15 protein-coding genes are annotated in these 16,685 nt (G+C 59.6%); 2 read left to right on the top strand and 13 right to left on the bottom strand.

Annotated features, from left to right (window positions below; genetic code table 11):
• Positions 1 to 111 precede the first annotated feature (111 nt).
• The 10 genes from metC to CAF65_RS04040 all read right to left on the bottom strand — a co-directional run bounded on the left by metC (position 112) and on the right by CAF65_RS04040 (position 10,886).
• The gene (gene metC, locus CAF65_RS04085) at positions 112 to 2,880 is read right to left on the bottom strand and encodes a cystathionine beta-lyase (RefSeq protein WP_085715131.1); all 2,769 of its coding nucleotides are present in this window, start codon (positions 2,878 to 2,880) and stop codon (positions 112 to 114) included.
• A gap of 22 nt (positions 2,881 to 2,902) precedes the next feature.
• Entirely contained in the window at positions 2,903 to 3,559 is a 657-nt protein-coding gene (locus CAF65_RS04080; RefSeq protein WP_085715130.1) for a glutathione S-transferase N-terminal domain-containing protein, read from the bottom strand.
• Entirely contained in the window at positions 3,556 to 4,152 is a 597-nt protein-coding gene (locus tag CAF65_RS04075; protein WP_085715129.1) for a cysteine dioxygenase, read from the bottom strand. Before CAF65_RS04075 ends, CAF65_RS04080 begins: the two co-directional genes overlap by 4 nt.
• Positions 4,153 to 4,169: 17 nt before the next feature.
• Entirely contained in the window at positions 4,170 to 5,006 is an 837-nt protein-coding gene (locus CAF65_RS04070; protein ID WP_085715128.1) for an amino acid ABC transporter ATP-binding protein, read from the bottom strand.
• On the bottom strand, positions 4,993 to 5,781 hold the full coding sequence (locus CAF65_RS04065) for an amino acid ABC transporter permease (protein ID WP_085715127.1): 789 nt from the start codon (positions 5,779 to 5,781) through the stop codon (positions 4,993 to 4,995). Before CAF65_RS04065 ends, CAF65_RS04070 begins: the two co-directional genes overlap by 14 nt.
• Positions 5,771 to 6,505 (bottom strand): amino acid ABC transporter permease, encoded by a 735-nt coding sequence (locus CAF65_RS04060; protein ID WP_085715126.1) that lies wholly within the window; start codon positions 6,503 to 6,505, stop codon positions 5,771 to 5,773. The genes CAF65_RS04065 and CAF65_RS04060 overlap by 11 nt, the downstream gene beginning before the upstream one ends.
• Positions 6,502 to 7,713 (bottom strand): aminotransferase class I/II-fold pyridoxal phosphate-dependent enzyme, encoded by a 1,212-nt coding sequence (locus CAF65_RS04055; protein ID WP_085715125.1) that lies wholly within the window; start codon positions 7,711 to 7,713, stop codon positions 6,502 to 6,504. Before CAF65_RS04055 ends, CAF65_RS04060 begins: the two co-directional genes overlap by 4 nt.
• The gene (locus CAF65_RS04050) at positions 7,710 to 9,134 is read right to left on the bottom strand and encodes an FAD-binding oxidoreductase (RefSeq protein ID WP_085715124.1); all 1,425 of its coding nucleotides are present in this window, start codon (positions 9,132 to 9,134) and stop codon (positions 7,710 to 7,712) included. Before CAF65_RS04050 ends, CAF65_RS04055 begins: the two co-directional genes overlap by 4 nt.
• The gene (locus CAF65_RS04045; protein WP_085715123.1) at positions 9,131 to 9,982 is read right to left on the bottom strand and encodes a transporter substrate-binding domain-containing protein; all 852 of its coding nucleotides are present in this window, start codon (positions 9,980 to 9,982) and stop codon (positions 9,131 to 9,133) included. Before CAF65_RS04045 ends, CAF65_RS04050 begins: the two co-directional genes overlap by 4 nt.
• A 61-nt stretch (positions 9,983 to 10,043) precedes the next feature.
• The gene (locus CAF65_RS04040; RefSeq protein ID WP_085715122.1) at positions 10,044 to 10,886 is read right to left on the bottom strand and encodes a transporter substrate-binding domain-containing protein; all 843 of its coding nucleotides are present in this window, start codon (positions 10,884 to 10,886) and stop codon (positions 10,044 to 10,046) included.
• A 245-nt stretch (positions 10,887 to 11,131) separates the two neighbouring features.
• On the opposite strand from CAF65_RS04040, the gene CAF65_RS04035 reads away from it, so the two are divergent.
• On the top strand, positions 11,132 to 11,983 hold the full coding sequence (locus tag CAF65_RS04035; RefSeq protein ID WP_085715121.1) for a LysR substrate-binding domain-containing protein: 852 nt from the start codon (positions 11,132 to 11,134) through the stop codon (positions 11,981 to 11,983).
• A gap of 46 nt (positions 11,984 to 12,029) precedes the next feature.
• Here CAF65_RS04035 and CAF65_RS04030 read toward each other — a convergent pair whose 3' ends face one another.
• From CAF65_RS04030 to CAF65_RS04020, 3 genes are read right to left on the bottom strand one after another with little or no spacing between them, the layout of a single operon-like run.
• Positions 12,030 to 13,412 carry an LLM class flavin-dependent oxidoreductase gene (locus CAF65_RS04030; protein WP_085715120.1) on the bottom strand — a complete coding sequence of 461 codons (1,383 nt, stop codon included), beginning with the start codon at positions 13,410 to 13,412 and terminating at the stop codon, positions 12,030 to 12,032.
• A gap of 36 nt (positions 13,413 to 13,448) precedes the next feature.
• Positions 13,449 to 14,294: an amino acid ABC transporter permease gene (locus CAF65_RS04025; RefSeq protein WP_085715119.1), complete on the bottom strand. Its 846-nt coding sequence runs from the start codon at positions 14,292 to 14,294 to the stop codon at positions 13,449 to 13,451.
• Positions 14,291 to 15,112 (bottom strand): ABC transporter substrate-binding protein, encoded by an 822-nt coding sequence (locus tag CAF65_RS04020; protein WP_085715118.1) that lies wholly within the window; start codon positions 15,110 to 15,112, stop codon positions 14,291 to 14,293. Before CAF65_RS04020 ends, CAF65_RS04025 begins: the two co-directional genes overlap by 4 nt.
• Before the next feature lie 237 nt (positions 15,113 to 15,349).
• On the opposite strand from CAF65_RS04020, the gene CAF65_RS04015 reads away from it, so the two are divergent.
• Entirely contained in the window at positions 15,350 to 16,522 is a 1,173-nt protein-coding gene (locus CAF65_RS04015) for a DUF1624 domain-containing protein (protein WP_085715117.1), read from the top strand.
• Positions 16,523 to 16,685: the final 163 nt, after the last annotated feature.

The raw sequence follows: 16,685 nt of genomic DNA, 5'->3' as shown, positions 1-16,685 counted from the left end.
AGGCTCACGTCAGTGAGACAGTGAAAGTATCGGAGTGCGACATTGACCGTATTGAGCCATTGTCCCTTGCAAGCGCTATCCTGGAATTTGCATTACCAAGAGCAAAGCGCATCAAAAGACTCGACCTTGGCCATCTCCTGCCCCTCCAAACCCGCGCTGCAGATCCTCAATCAACGCTGCGGCATCTTCCAGCCCGATGTGCAAGCGCAAGACCGGGTTCAATGAGCGATCCGCCGCACTGTCGCGGTCTTGGGTATCGGCCACGGTAATCAGGCTTTCAAAACCGCCCCAGGAAGCACCCAACCCGAACAGTTGCAGCGCATCGATGAAACGCTCGGCATACGCGGTGTCCGCCTCGTTCAGTTCAAAGGACAGCAAACCATTGCTGCCAGTGAAGTCCCGCCGCCATAAGGCATGATCGGGATGATCGGGCAAGGCCGGATGGAACACCCGCTTCACCTGCGGTTGCGCTTGCAACCAATGGGCGACTTCCAGAGCCTGACGCTCATGCACCTCCAGTCGTGGCGCCAGGGTTCGAGCGCCGCGCAATACCAGATAGGCGTCGTCGGGGCTGACGGTTGCTCCAAAGTTGTCGCTCATGGACGCGAGTGCCGGCCACACGTCTTCGTGGGTGCAGACACTGCCCATGACCACATCACTGTGGCCGCTCAGGTACTTGGTCAGTGCCATGATCGAGATGTCTGCGCCGAGCGTCAGCGGGCGGTACAGGTAACCGGAGCCCCAGGTATTGTCGACAGCCAGCAGGATACCTCGCGGTTTGCACAGGGCGGCAATGGCCGGCAAGTCGCACAGTTCATACAACAATGACCCCGGCACTTCGGTGTAGACCATTTTCGTGTTGGCTTGCAGTTGAGCCGCCAGGTCACGGCCGTCCGGGGCGAAATAGCTGACCTGAATTCCGAATGGCTGAAGAAACTCCCGTGCCAGTCGCCGCACAGGCGCGTATACCGCGTCGGTGATCAGCACATGATCGCCGGGCCGCAGGTAAGCGAGAAACGTCTGCGCGACCGCTGCCAGCCCGGTTCCAAACAAGCGAGTGCGATAACCGCCCTCCAGTTCGCTGACCAGGTCTTCGAGGGCGAACGCCGTTGGATTGCCGCGCGCCCCATAACTCAGTACACGCTCGCTATCACGGCGAGCACGGGCGTCACGCATTTGCGCCAGGTTGTCGAACAGCACGGTGCTCAAGCGAGTGATCGGTACATTGACTGCGCGGCCGCCGACACCCTGGGCCCGTGCCGAATGCACCAGCCGCGTACGCACCTGCGAGTCCTGACGTGCTTGAGCCTGCAAGGGTTTAAGGCTGGCGATCTCGTCGTCGCTCATCTGCGCCAGCAAACCGACCTCCCACGCCAGGTATTGACGCGCCGCGTCCTTGTTGCCGGAGTGGCGGTCATGGGTAAAGAACAGAAAATCAATGCATTGATCATTGGATGGAGTGTCCGGGCTTTCCTGCACGGAGAAACCTGCTGCACGCCAGGCATCCAGCCCGCCGTCCAGCAGCCGCACTTGCCCACGCAGGGCTTCGGGCAAATCCAGTGCAGCGAACGCGGCCAGTTGCGCATCATCGGCCAACAGCACCAGCGGTCGCTGCTCACCCGCCACGTGTTGCGCGAGCAAGGGGCGGATCGACCAGCGCGAACCGGCAATGTGGCCTTTGCGATAGGCCATGCCCGGACGCAGATCGATCAGTGCGACGGCCTCATCTTTGAGTGCATCAGACAGTGCCTGCGCAGTGATCAATGGCAGCGCCTCGTGGGCGATCAAGTCGCTTGCAGGTAATGCCAGACCGCTGTTCACGCCACCGGCCAGCACATAGGCTTCATGCCCCAGCTGACGCAGCCAGCTTGCGACAATCGGCGCCCGGATACCATCGCTGTCGATCAGCACCAGCCGCGCCTGACGCACGCCGACATACAGGTCAGTAGACTGAATCAGCTGGCCGCCCGGTGTGTGTTGCGCCCCCGGTAAACTGCCGGCGGCAAACTCTTCGGCGGTGCGCACGTCGCACAAAAAAACACTGCGCCCGGCATCGCGAGCCCACTGCTCGACCTGCGCAGCCGCAACCGTTTTCACCCCGGCCCTGTCCGCCAATCGGGCAGCCGCCAGCCGTTGCGTGGCCAATGGTGCTGCAGTCACGGCATCGGCATAACGACGGCTGCTTGCGTGTTCCAATTGAAAGTCTTCCAGATACCAGCCTTGGGTTCCGTTCTCCAGGGCATAGACAGGGTTCTTCAAACCGAGGTTGATCAGCGTCTGCGCACCGATAATGCTGCGGGTTCGACCGGCGCAATTGACCACGATCGGCGTGTGTTCGTCTGGCACCAGGTCATGGATGCGATACCCCAGTTCGCCGTTCGGACAGCACACGGAACCGGGAATGGTCATCTTGCGGTATTCCTCGAACGGTCGGCCGTCGAGCACCACCAAAGGCTTGCCTCGGGTTTGCCATTCGGCCAGTTGTCGTGCGGTGACATGTGGCGTGTGACTGACCTCTTCGACCAATTCGCCAAAAGCCTTGGACGGCACATGCACCCCGGCAAACAGCTGATAACCGGCGGCCTGCCAGCCATCGGCACCGCCCTCCAGAATGTGTACGCGGTCATACCCCAACGCGTGAAGACGCTGCGCAGCACGCCTGGTAACATCGCCACCGTTCTGGTCATGGATCACCAGTCGCACCTGAGGGTTGGGCGCCAGTCGCCGAACCTCCAGCTCCAGTCGGCTGTAGGGCAGGTTGACTGCGAAAAACAGATGGGCATCGCCATACTGGCCATGCTCGCGCACATCAAACAGGGCGATTTCCTGCCCGTCAAACAGCCACTGCTGCAATTGCCCTGGGGTTACGGTCTGGCTCATGGGGGTTCCGCTCGAAAGAAAATTATTGAAGCGCCAGAGCGCGTTCATTGGCCGCCACTTCGCGCCCCTTCGCATACGCACGCTGAATGGCTGGACGTGCCTTGAGGCGTTCGCGCCAGGCATGGATGTGCGGGAAGTGCTGCAGTTCCTGTCCCTGCCGCCGCGGCTGAATCCACGGGAAAATCGCCATGTCGGCGATGGAGTATTCACCCGCCACATGCGGCACTTCAGACAGACGCATTTCCAGTACCCGATACAACCGCGTCGCTTCGGCATTCAGCAAATCCAAAGCGAATGGAATCGGTTCCGGGGCCTTCTCTTTAAACACCTGTAGCTGACTCAGGTAAGGGGTTACATGCCCCACCTGCCAGAACAGCCACTCCTGGACTTTCTGTCGCTCGACACTGCCTGCCGGTGGTAGAAAACGCCCCACCTTGCTGGCCAGGTAATTGAGAATGGCGCCGGACTCGAACAGGCTCAGCGGTTCGCTCACCCCCTCTGGCGTATGGTCGACAATCGCCGGAATTCGCCCATTGGCGCTGATCCGTTGAAACGCCGCCTGCTTTTGTTCGCCCTCGCGGATGTTGATCGGCACCACGCGGTACTCCAGCCCGAGCTCTTCGAGCAGGATGCCGATCTTCAAACCATTGCCGGTCGGCCAGTAATACAGATCGATCATGGGTAGGCCTTGATCGACGGCGCCATCTGCGAGGCGTTGTAATTGAGAATGCGCCCGTCGGCCTCGACGCCGTAGCGGCCATTGAGCGACTCGAGCGGCAGACCGTAGAGATGAAAATGCAGAGTCGCCTGTTCGCCTTCGACACGAATGCCGTGCAGGTCTTCACCCAGGAACGAGATTGACGTGCCTGGCTGCACGACCACTTCCTTTTGCAACTGCAAGGTGGTGAAACCCGGTTCACAGCCTTCGTCATCGCGATCGTAAACGTAGTTGATCTCCTGCCCTTCGACGGCACTGATGATCGCCCAGGTTTCGTGGTTGTGCGGGATCGTACTTTTACCCGGCAACAGTGAGTTCAGGTACAGCGTTGGCGAGTCGCCGTCGTCGTTGAGCCGGTAGCGAAACGCAGTACTGCCCTGCCCCGGCACCGGCGCCGGGAACTCGACGAAATTGAACAGATCACGGCGCTCGGCCAGGGCTTCGAGCTGGGCAACGATTTCCACCAGCGCAGCGCGGTCGACGCCCCGTTGGTTGATCACGCGGATTTTCTTCAGGAAATCCTCGATGACGGCGGCACGGTTTTCGGTACTCATGGACAGGCTCCTCGGTTTTAGACGGACAGGCTGTAGCGACCCAGGTTGGTCAGCAGATAAGGATCGTTGGCGACCGCGGGACGGCGCCCCGGATCACCCACGGCATGGCGCAGAAACGCCTGGGTGCGTTCGCTGGCCGGGTGCTGGAAAATCTGTGCGGCACTGCCGTGCTCGACGATCACACCGTTTTCGGTGAAGTAGACGATGTCGCTGATTTCTTCGGCGAAACGCATCTCATGGGTGACCAGCACGCAAGTCATGCCCTCTTCGGTCAACTCGCGAATCACGGTCAGCACCTCGCCGACGGTTTCCGGGTCGAGCGCCGAGGTCACCTCATCGAAAAGAATCAGCTCCGGGCGCATCGCCAGAGCACGGGCAATCGCCACCCGCTGTTGCTGACCACCGGACAGTTGTCCCGGATAGGCATCGGCCTTGTGCTCCATGCGCACTTTGGCCAGCAAGGCACGCGCCTGTTTTTCCGCATCGGCACGGCTGCGACCCAACACCTTGCGCGGCGCAATCACCAGGTTCTCCAGCACCGACAGATGCGGGAACAGGTTGTACTGCTGAAACACAAACCCGACGCGTTTGCGCAGTTCGATGCGCTGTGCTTCCTGCACCAGCGTGTGAACCTCGGTAGAGCCGACGCGGATGCTGCCACGCTGGGGCTGCAACAGCCCGGTGATGCAGCGCAGGATGGTCGACTTGCCGGAGCCGGACGGGCCGATGATCGACACCGCTTGCCCCCGGTACACGTCGAGGTCGATGCCTTTGAGCACCGGGTTGCTGCCAAACGACAGGTGCAGATCGCGCAGGCTCACCAGCGGCTCGGCGACAGTTTCAATAGAAGGCATAACGTCGCTCCAGGCGTTGGGTGAGGCGGGAAATCGGGTAGCAATAAGCGAAGAACAGCACCAGCAGGCTCAGGTAGATCACCACGGTGAAACCGGTCATGTTCACGGTGTTGCTGGCAATCTGCGCGGTGTCGATCACGTCATGCACACCCACCAGAGAGGCCAGCGCGGTGCCCATGGTGATCACCGCATACAGGTTCATCCACGGCGGCAACATGCGCTTGAAGCACTGCGGCAGGATGACCGAGCGGAAAATCTGCCCCTGGGTAAACGCCAGCGAGCGCGAAGCCTCCCATTGCGTGCCGGGGATCGAAGCAATGGCGCCACGGAAGATCTCCGCGACGTTGGCGCTCGCCGGCAAGGCCAGGCCGATCGTCACCTTGACCCAGTCCGGAAACGAGACGTAAGCGCTGCCGATGTGGATCTCGAACGGAAACACGTAGGTGGTGAAATAGATCAGCACCAGCCACGGCGCATTGCGGAAAATCTGCACCCAGATCCGTGCCGGCAAACGCAGCAGGCGCAGCGGCGATAACGCCAGCACCCCCACCAGCAATCCCAGCAGCGAACCCAATGCGATCGCGAGCAGACTGATCAGAATGTTCTGGCCAAAGCCGGCGGCCAGGGCCGGCGACCATTGCAGCAACGCCTTCAATAGCGGGCTTTGCGGGGTGAACCAGAGCAACCAGAGGCCGGCGCCGACCAACAGCAACAGTTTGCCGAGATGCCGACGCGACCAGGCCACCGATGGGCTGACGGACGATTCAATGGCCATAGCCGGGCATCCTCAGGCGCGCTTCAAGGTAGCGCCCCACACAATTGACGATAAAACTCAGCAGGCCGAAAAAGCTCAGGATCAGAATCATCAGCTCCAGAACGTTATCGCTCTGCGTCCAGATCATGATCGACGCGTAGGTGATGTCGCCGACGGCAATCGCCGAGGCCACGGCAGTCATCTTCACCAGGTCGATCAGGTTGTTGATCAGTGACGGCAAAGCGAAGCGCAGGGCCAGCGGCAGTTGCACGTTCCATAGCAACTGACGGCTGCTCAATGCCAGCGAACTGGCCGCCTCCAGCGTCACCGCCGGTACAGCCTCGATGCCGGCGCGCAGGGCCTCGGCGTGGAAAGCGCCCTTGTGCAACGAGATCACGATCACCACCCAGGCGAACGGCGTCAGCGGGTTCGCGGCTCCAACGGCTTGAGTGAGCAACATGTTCAAGACGAGGAACGCGCAATACAGCTGCACCAGGGTCGGCGTGTTGCGGGTGACCTCGACGAACACACGTGCCGGTTTCGCCAACCAGGGATTGCCCGACGTCAGCATCGCCGCCAGTCCGAGCCCGGCGAGCAAACTGCCGATGATCGTGAACAGACACAACCACATCGTGGTCAACGCCCCCTGCACTACGGTGCCGCGTTGATAGGCGTCCAGCAGGAAGTTGTAGTTCAGACCGAGCCCGGCAGCCCAGTGGACGAATACCTCCAGCCAATCACTCATGCTGCGCCCCGCAATTGCGCGCAGGCCCGGGCGATGCGGCGTCCGGCTTCAGCGACGCTGTCGGTCGAGGTGGCGATAGACAGGCGAAACCATGGCGACAGGCCATAGGCACTGCCTGCCACCCCGGCCACGCCCTCCTCCAGCAAATACGCGACGACATCGGCATCGCTTGCGAGGCGCGCACCGTCCGGACGATATCGCCCCAGCAAACCGGCGCAGCGCACAAACACAAAGAAACCGCCCTGAGGCTCAAGCACGTCGAGACCGTCGACGTCACGCAACGTGTTCACCAATAAATCCCGACGCAGTTGATAGGCCGCGACCTGCTCAGACAGGAAATCCAGCCCGCCATCGAAGGCTGCCAATGCAGCGGCCTGGCCCACCGAGGAAGCTCCGGAAGTGGATTGCGACTGCACGACGGCCATGGCGTCGGTCAGCACTCGTGGGCCGGCACCAAAACCAATGCGCCAACCGGTCATGGCATATGTCTTGGACACGCCGCCCACTAACAGGCAGCGCGTTTGCAGATCTGGTGCGACATTGAGCAGGCTCTGTGCAGCTTGACCATCAAAACGGATGTGTTCATAGAGTTCATCCAACAGAATCAGCACCTGTGGGTGACGGCGCAGCACCTCGGCGATCGCTTGCAATTCGAGCGCACTGTACACCGCGCCACTAGGATTTCCGGGGCCGTTGAGGATCAGCCAGCGTGTGCGCTCACCGATGTGTTGCTCAAGTTGTTCTGCAGTGAGTTTGCAGCCCTGCGCGAGCCCGCACTCGATAAAAACCGGCTCGCCACCGTTGAACCGAACACTGTCCGGGAACGATGGCCAATACGGTGTGGGTACCAGCACTTCATCGCCCTCGTCGAGGGTCGCGGCGAAGGCGTTGAAAATAATCTGCTTGGCCCCGTTGGCAATCACGATGGAGGGCAACGGATAGTCCAGGTGATTTTCACGCCGGAGCTTGCGCTGCACGGCACCCCGCAAGGCTTTCACGCCCAGAGTCGGCGTGTACTTGGTGGCACCGGCGGCAATGGCGGTATAAGCAGCCTGCTTGATGTGCTTGGGCGTGTCGAAGTCCGGCTCTCCGGTGGTCAGGTCGAGGATGTCATGACCGGCTTCGCGCAACTCGGTTGCACGGGATTTGGCGGCGGCGTTGGCCGACAGGGCGACGCGCTGCACTCGCTTGGAAAGTCTGAGCGTCATGGCTGAATCACCTCCACGACCTTGCCCGGGTTGAGCAGGTTTTTCGGGTCCAGCGCATGCTTGATGCGCCGCATCAGATCCAGCTCCACCGGGCTCTTGTAGCGATCCAGCATGCTCAGTTTGCGTTGGCCGATACCATGTTCGGCGCTGATGGAACCACCGTGGGCATGGGCGCTGTCATGAACCAGCAGACTGAGTGCCGCGTAATTCGCCATGTGCGCATCCACCGTCGAGTCCAGCGGGTGAGCGACGTTGTAATGCAGGTTGCCATCGCCCAGATGGCCGAAGGTGTAATGACGAACACCGGGGAAATGAACCTGCAACAGCGCATCAGTGTGGGCGACAAAATCCACGACTCGGGAAATCGGCACCGAGATGTCGTGCTTCATGTTACGGCCGGCTCGCTTTTGCGCCTCGCTCATGTTTTCTCGCAACAGCCACAGAGCTTCGCTTTGCGCGAGGCTTTCGGCGATCAGTGCATTGGCCAGCAAGTCCTTTTCAAACGCCTCGCCGAGCACTGTTTCAAAGGCTTCGCGGGCGTGGCTCTCACCATGGTTGTCCGACAGTTCCAGTAGAGCGAACCAGGGCTGGCTTACGCCAAGAAACGGTTGAGGCCCCTCGGGAAATTGCTCACGCAACAGCGCCAGGCAGTTGTCACTCAGAAGCTCGAAAGCGCTGAGGCTGGCGCCGAAACCCGCGCGGGCATGGGACAGCAATTGCACCGCCTGTGACAGTGAATCAAAGGCCAACAACGCGGTGGCTTGCGCCTTGGGCGAGGGGAACAATTTGAGGGTCGCGGCGGTAATAATCCCGAGGGTGCCTTCGCTGCCGATGTACAGGTCGCGCAAGTCGTAGCCCGTATTGTCCTTGCGCAAACCGCGCAGGCCATTCCAGATTTCACCCTCGGCGGTCACCACTTCCAGCCCCAGCGTCAGATCGCGGGCATTGCCGTAGCGCAACACCGCAGTGCCGCCGGCATTGGTGCCGAGATTGCCGCCGATGGTGCAACTGCCTTCGGCGCCAAGACTCAGGGGAAACAGCCGACCAGCCTCACGGGCGACGTCCTGCACCTTTTGCAGAATACAGCCGGCCTCGACGGTCAGCGTGTCGTTGTCGGTGTCCACCACACGCACCCGATTCAGGCGATCGAGCAACAGCAAGACAGCCCGGCCATTAGCGTCCGGTGTGGCGCCGCCCATCAGTCCGGTGTTGCCACCCTGCACCACTATCGGCGTATCGCAAGCGACACAGGCACGAACCACAGCTGCGACCTCTTCGGTGTTCGCTGGGTGCACGGCGGCAACCACCTGCCCCACGTAACGCCCTTGCTTGTCGGCCAGGTACGGCGTGGCTTCTTCGCTGCTCTGCACGTGGCTGGCGCCGAGCAGTTGTTGCAGGGTTACAAATAACGGTCGACTCATCGCTGCACCGCCAGCGGCGCAGCATTGCGATATTGCTCGTGCAAATCACGCAAGGCCGCGGACGGTGCCATTCCCGTACGCTCGCCGAGTTCGATCAGCCAACCGCTGCGGTGCCAGTCGCGCACAATGGCATCCAGTTTCGCCTGGGTATCGTGTTCGCCCTTGCGCAACCAGATAACCGAGTTGGACGGGATCAGATCACCCGGCAGCGGGATTTCATACCCGGCCCACTCGGCATCGCTCAATAACGCATGCATGGTCGGGCTGACATGCACTGCCGCCACGCAACCATTGCCACGCAGCGACAACAGCGACTCGGACTGACTGCGGAACGCCTTGATCTGGGCACCGTAGGTTTCCTGCAACGGCTTGATGAAGTTACTGCCCTGGGATACGCATACCGGCTGGCCCTTGAGATCGGCCCACTGGGTAATGCCCGAGCCTTTGCGAATCAAGGCCGCCCCGCCCACTTCCTCGTAAGGCGTGGGCACGTAGTCGAGTATCTCGCCGCGCTCTTCGGTGAACTGCATGTTGGCGATCAGGATGTCGACCTTGCCTTGCTGCAAAAACTGTACGCGGTTCGGCGCGAGCACCGAAACGGTGTTGACCCCGACGCCCAGCGCCTTGGCCACACCCTTGGCCAATTCGACGTTGTAGCCCAAATGCTCGCCCGTCTTCGGATCGATGGTGCCAAATGGCGGGCCGCTAAGCATTACCCCGACACTGATGGCGTGGCGCTGCACGATCCTGTCCAGCGTGGCATCGGCACGGGCCAGGCTTGCACCCAGTGCAATAGCGCTGGCCAGGCATAGTGAGGTCAGGTTTTTAGCGGAAAAATGACGGTTCATGCGCGACTACCTTAAATAGCCGTCGCGCGATGCGGCGGCGTATTGAATACGATGAGGTGAATCAGGCGCCGTTGGCCTGGAACTGCTTTTGCAGCTCGACCAGCGCCGGTGACGCGGGAGTGATGTGGTTGCGGGTCTGGGCTTCGATCAACCAGCCGCTGCGGTGCAGTTGCTTGACGATCGGGTCGAGCCTGGCCTGGGTGTCGCTTTCACCACGGCGCGTCCAGATCACCGACGGCGCCGGGTTGAGCTCCGGACTGATGGCGCGATAGCCTTGCCATTCGGTGTTGTCGGCGATTAACGGATTGATCAGTGTGGCGTCATGTACCGCTGCAACGCAGTTGTTGCCACGCAGTGCCAACAAGGACTCGGACGAACTCTTGAACGCTTTCAACTCAACGCCCAACCCGGTGAGCGGCTTGATGTAGCTGCTGCCCTGAGAGGTGCAGACCGGTTGCCCTTTCAGGTCTTCCCAACGAGTGATCTTGCTGTCCTTGAGCACGGCGGCAGTGCCGCCAACCCGGTAAAACGGTGTCGGTACAAAACCGAGGATCTCGCCGCGTTCTGCCGTCCATTCCATATTGGCGATCAGCAAATCCACTTTGCCCTGCTGCAGAAACTGCACGCGGTTGGCCGGCAATACCGGTACCAGTTGCACTTCGGCGCCCAACTGCCGACCCAGTTCCTGTGCGAGTTCGACGTTCAAACCGCGGGGTTTCTGTGTGGCCGGGTCAATGCCGCCAAAGGGGCCACCTGACAACAGCACCCCGACCACCAGCACATGACGCTGCTCGATCCTGTCCAGCGTCGCGTCAGCCTGGGCGGCGGTGCTGGCGGCCAGTGAGATGAAGGCGCCCAACATCACGGGCAATAAACGTTTTACAGACGCGCGCTCGAGCAACATGGATTTCCCCCTCATGAATGATCGGCAAAAAACCGATCCGATGAGTGGCATCCTGCGTACAGCGTGGAGGTAACGGAAATACAAATATCTAATATCGTTATAACTCTGGCACTGTCATTTTTTAGATAAACGCTCATAAGCCAGTGTTTATTGGCCTTCGCAAGATTCCTGAAAAATCAATTTCTCAAAATACATAAATAAATGTAATGTTTATGTTCGCACCCTTGATATAAAAAGCCGCCGCCATGTCGACCCTCGATCTCGAATTACTGCGCACGTTCATTGCCGTGGTCGATCACCACAGTTTTGCCGAGGCCGGCGTACAACTGTCCCGCACACAATCGTCGGTCACTCAGCACATGCAACGCCTGGAGCAACAGGTCGGGGTCAGCCTGTTCGAAAAACGCGGGCGGCAAAAGCAGCTCACGGAAGCCGGGCAGCAGTTACTGCGCCATGCCCGACAAATGCTTTCGCTCAACGATGACGCGCTGAACTCCTTGCGCGAAAGCAGCTTGAGCGGCGTGCTGCGCATCGGCTCACCCCATGACATCGCCGACACCATCCTGCCACCGATTCTCAGTCACATCGCGCGCTCGGCTCCGCGTTTGCGCCTGGAAATCGACGTCGGCCGCAGCCCGTTTCTCATGGACGACCTGCACCGCGGCAAGGTCGACATGGTGATCTCCACTCGCGAAGACCCCAGCCTGGAAGGTTTTGCCTTGCGTACCTCGCCGGTATGGTGGATTTGCTCTGCGCAGTTCCTTCATAACCCCGGCGAGCCTTTGCCGTTGATCCTGGTGGATGAGCCCAGCATCTATCGACGATATGCTCTTGAGGCACTCGAGCGCGCCAACATTCCCTGGCGCCAGGCATATCTGGCGTCGAACCTGATTGGCATCAAGGCAGCAACGCGTGCAGGTCTTGGCGTTACTGCCAGAAGTATGGAAATGTTAGGCCCGGACATGCGGGTGCTGGGTGAAAGCGATGGTTTGCCCCGTCTGCCGGACGTCACTTACCACCTGTGGATTCGACCCAATACGCTTAATCCTCTGGTGCGTCGCGCTTATGAGTTGATTCGCAGCAACCGCGGGCATTGAATGCCGAAGGTGCACGGGGTGTATGGGGCGAGTCGCCCCATCCCCTCTAAAGAGCCTTGTCGAAACGGAACGAGGCCCCATAGGCCGACGCCGGCAAGAGACTTGAACCATCGGCCCGTAACCGCGAACGGAAGGTCCCGCTTTGCGGTTGAGTACGGTACAGCCCACGTTTCTGCAGTTCCGGGATGATCAGTTCGACGAAGTCCTCAAGGCTTGCGGGGCTGATCAGCGGATTGAGCATGTAGCCACTGGTGCCGGAGATTCGTGCATGCTCCGCGATGCGTTCGGCCACCTGTTGGGGGGTGCCCACCAGGATCAGATCGCTGCCTCGGGTGACGTTGGCAAACCGTTGTTTGACATCGCCAGCGGTCAAGGGTTTGCCGCTGCCATCGGGGCGCATCACGTAGGAGGTCATGCCTTCGGTGTGGGTGGAAAGCGCATCACTGTCGGCGTAGCGGCTGATGTCGATGCCGGTGTCACCCGCGTAACTGACCAGTTGTGCCTGCAAGTGATAGTTGCTTTGCAGTTCGTCATATTTGCGCTGAGCTTCGATCTCGGTCCTGGCCGTGACAATACGCAGCACCGTCAGTGATTTCACATCCTCACGCTGACGACCGCGTGCCTGGGCCTTGGCCCAGATTTCTTCCAGCCCCTGACGAATTTCCTGCGGGTTGGACTTGGCAATGAAGATCAGCTCGGCGTGCTTGGCCGCAAACTCACGTCCGCGTCCCGACCAGCCGGCCTGAATCAACAACGGCGTGCGCTGTGGCGATGGCGAGGTCAAGTGCGGCCCGGCCACCCGGTAATGCTCACCGACGTGGTTGATCGGCCGCACACGATCACCCCGAGCATAGAGTTGGCGCGACCTGTCCGCGACCACGGCGTTGTCGGCCCAACTGCCCTCCCAGAGCTTGTAGACCACATCGAGGAACTCTTCGGCGCGCTCATAGCGGTCATCATGCTTGATCATCTGCTCCAGGCCGAAGTTGCGGGCGGCACTGGACAGGTAAGACGTGACGATGTTCCAGCCGACCCGGCCATTGGTGAGGTGATCCAGCGTGCTGAAGCGCCGGGCATGGGTAAACGGATGTTCGTAGCTGGTGGTGACGGTGACGCCAAAGGCCAGGTTTTCCGTCACGGCAGCCAAGGCCGGGATGATCATCAAGGGATCGTTCGCCGGTGCTTCTACCGCCCATTTCATGGCCGCATCGGCATTGCCGCCAAATACATCGTAGAAGCCCAGCACATCACCAAAAAACAGCATGTCGAGGTGAGCCTGGTCGGCAATGCGTGCCAGGTTCGACCAGTAGCCAAGAGAGTTGATGGTTAGTCGTTCGTCGGCCGGGTGCGTCCACAGGCTTGGCGCACCGCCGCAACCGACACTGGCCTGCTCGTAGAGTGCAAACAGCAGAGGTTTTGGATCGGACATAGTGGTTCCTGTAAATAAGTGATTAAACCGGGCGGGTCACCGCCGATGCTTGAAACCTTTGCCGTAGTGGCGTTCGAGGCGGTGCTGTATCAACTCGAGCCCGATGGACAGCAGCCAATAGATGACGGCTGCGGTGGTGAGCATTTCGATGTAGCGATATGAAGACCGACCATAGGACTGCGCCAGGAACATCACCTCCCAGACACCCATCACCGAGATCAGCGAGGAGTCCTTGAGCATTGAAATGAACTGGCTGGTTGTCGGAGGAATGATCGTGCGCAGGGCTTGCGGCAGGACGACGTGCAGAAACGTCGCCGTCGGCCTGAGACCCAGCGCCATCGCCGCTTCACGCTGCCCAGGTGCTACGGCCAGGATGCCGGCGCGAAAGATCTCGCTGAGGTAGGCCCCATAATTGAGCGAGAGCGCAAGGATACCGGCGCTGATGGCCCCGGGAACAACGCCCAGCTGCGGTAAACCCAGGTAGATCAGGAGAATTTGAATCAACAGCGGAGTACCGCGAAAAAAAGAGGCGTAAAAGCTCGCGATACCGAAAGCCACGGCACTGCGTGACAAACGCGCCAGCGCCGTCACAAACCCCAGGAGCAGTGACAGCCAGATCGAGCAGAAGCACAGAAACAACGTCAGTGCGGCACCCTGCAGGAAACCGTTGGGCCCCAGATGCAGGCCGACCAGATTCGGCCACTTTTCCAGAATGATCGAGAACTTCAGATCGAAGCTCATGAAAAACATGACGCACAAACCGAACAGCGCCGCCCACGTCAAATACAGGCGAGTGCGAAAGCCAAAGAACTGGCTCAGACGGCGCGGCGCGGCTTCGGGTGCGAGAGTCGCCTTGGCGGGATGTGAATTGAGGGCTGTCATCGGCTGATATCGGCACCGATCCACTTCTGCGAAATCTTGCTCAGCGTACCGTCAGCCTTGAGTTGGGTGATGACCTCGGTGACTTTGGCATTCCATTGCGGATCACCCTTCTCGATCGCCACGACGTTCGGTTCGGCGTAGAGCGCATCGCCGGCAATCTTGAAGCGCGGATCCTGGGCAATACGCTCACGCGCGGTGATGAGGTTGGTGACCATGGCATCCAGACGCACGCCAGTACCCAGTGCCAGATCCTGGAAGGCCACTGTCTCGTTGTCGTAGGGAGCTACCTGGACTTTATCGAATGGATAGCTCAACGGTTTGTCCTCGGCGCCTTCGATCACCAGATCCTTGTTCAGGTAGGCTTCGTAAGTCGACGCGCTGATCACACCGACTTTTTTGCCGGACAAGTCTTTGCCCGCAGCGATGTCTTTGTCCTTGGCATTCACTACGATCACCGCGGGTGACTGGTAATACTCGACCGGGAAGTCGAACACTTCGGCGCGGGCTTTACTCGGGGTCATCGAGCAAACGCAGATGTCATAACGTCCACTCCAGTGGCCAGCCGCGATCACATCCCACGACGGGGTCTCCAGTTTGAGCTTGACGCCAAGACGCTGGGCAACCGCCTTAGCGACATCCACGTCAAACCCGTCCAGCTGGTTCTGCTCATTGAGAAAGGAAAACGGCGGATAACTCTCCATCAGGACGCCGGTCAACTCGCCTTTTTTTGTCACACGATCCAGGATCGGGCCTGCAAAAGCCGTAGAGCAACTGGCGGCTAACGCCAGGCCCAAAGACAACAATGCCGTGGTTTTCAAGTACGAAGCTCCAATCAGTTGTAAAAATCTGATTAGATTAAAACGCACTATAAAATACGTTTGTACTTGTTTTATGGAATATATAGCTAGCTTCAGGCTATATCGAAATTGAGGGTTCGATCACGGGCTTCACTCTGTTCTTCTTTGCAGAGAGATCGACATAGTGTTATACGATAACATTACTCAAACTGTCAGCGACTGTTGGCAGAGCTGTTCACTCCCATCCTGTGATTTCCGATGACTATCCCTGTTCATATTCCGCCCGTTACGCGCTTAAACCAGCGTCTGTTGTCCATCGATGCCCTCAGGGGATTAGTGATCATATTCATGCTGCTGGACCACGTGCGAGAGACTTTCTTCCTGCACCGCCAGGTCGCTGACCCGATGGGGATCGAGACCACCGAACCGGCATTGTTTTTCAGCCGGACGCTCGCTCATCTGTGTGCCCCCGTGTTCGTACTTCTCACTGGACTGTCTGCGTACCTGTACGGCGAAAAACATCAGGGCAGGCGCGACATTTCCACCTTCCTGTTCAAGCGCGGCCTGTTCCTGGTGCTGCTGGAGTTCACCTTGGTGAATTTCGCCTGGACATTCCAGTTCCCACCCACTGTGATTTACATGCAGGTGATCTGGGCCATCGGCGTCAGCATGATTGCCCTCTCCATACTGGTCTGGCTGCCAAGGCCAATCCTGTTTGCCTTGGGCTTGCTCATCGTCGCCGGGCACAACCTGCTCGATGGTCTGCACTTCCCGGTCGGTGCAACGATGCACGTGCCTTGGGCGGTTCTCCATGATCGCGGCTGGATCGACGTATCCGAAGGGCTAAGGTTGCGAACCTCCTATCCTGTTCTGCCCTGGATCGGGGTGATCGCCCTGGGTTACTGCATCGGCCCCTGGTTTGCTCGTTCGGCCTGCGTCAACATGCGTCAACGCAACCTGTTGCTGGCAGGCATTGGAGCGTTGACAGGCTTCCTGGCACTGCGCCTTGCCAATGGTTATGGCGAAGCCCATTGGGTGGCCTACGAAAGCACCGCACAAAGCTTGATGAGTTTTTTCAACATCACAAAATATCCACCTTCCCTGCTATTCCTTGCTCTGACTCTAGGGGTGGGGCTGTTACTGCTTCTGGGCTTTGAGCTCGCCCGGCAACGCAAGTGGATCAGCGCCCTGGCGGTATTTGGTGCGGCACCCATGTTCTTCTATCTGCTTCACCTTTACGTACTGAAAGTGCTGTATCTGATCGGCGTTGCACTGTTGGGTTTGAACCAGGGTAGCTACTTCGGTTTCGACGGCATCTGGGCTGTGTGGCTGACGGCAATGCTCCTGGCCACGTCGCTGTACTTACCTGTGCGCTGGTTCGCCGCACTGAAGGCGCGTCGTCGCGATATCGGCTGGCTCAAGTATTTCTGACTGCGGCAGCAGCGCGGTGAAAAACGTTGTACCGGCTTCCGATTGCGATCTTCTCTTACCCCTCCTCACTGCCATCGTCACCCGCGATGGCAGGCTCGTGAATGGCTGATATACGAACGGCTTTCACCTCTCCTAACATCGGTCGCACATGACCACTCGGCTG

Origin of the sequence: Pseudomonas sp. B28(2017), from assembly GCF_002113025.1 — a bacterium.
Lineage (GTDB): Bacteria > Pseudomonadota > Gammaproteobacteria > Pseudomonadales > Pseudomonadaceae > Aquipseudomonas.
The sequence above is the reverse complement of the archived record's forward strand: the minus strand, read 5'-3'. Positions and strand labels throughout refer to the sequence as shown.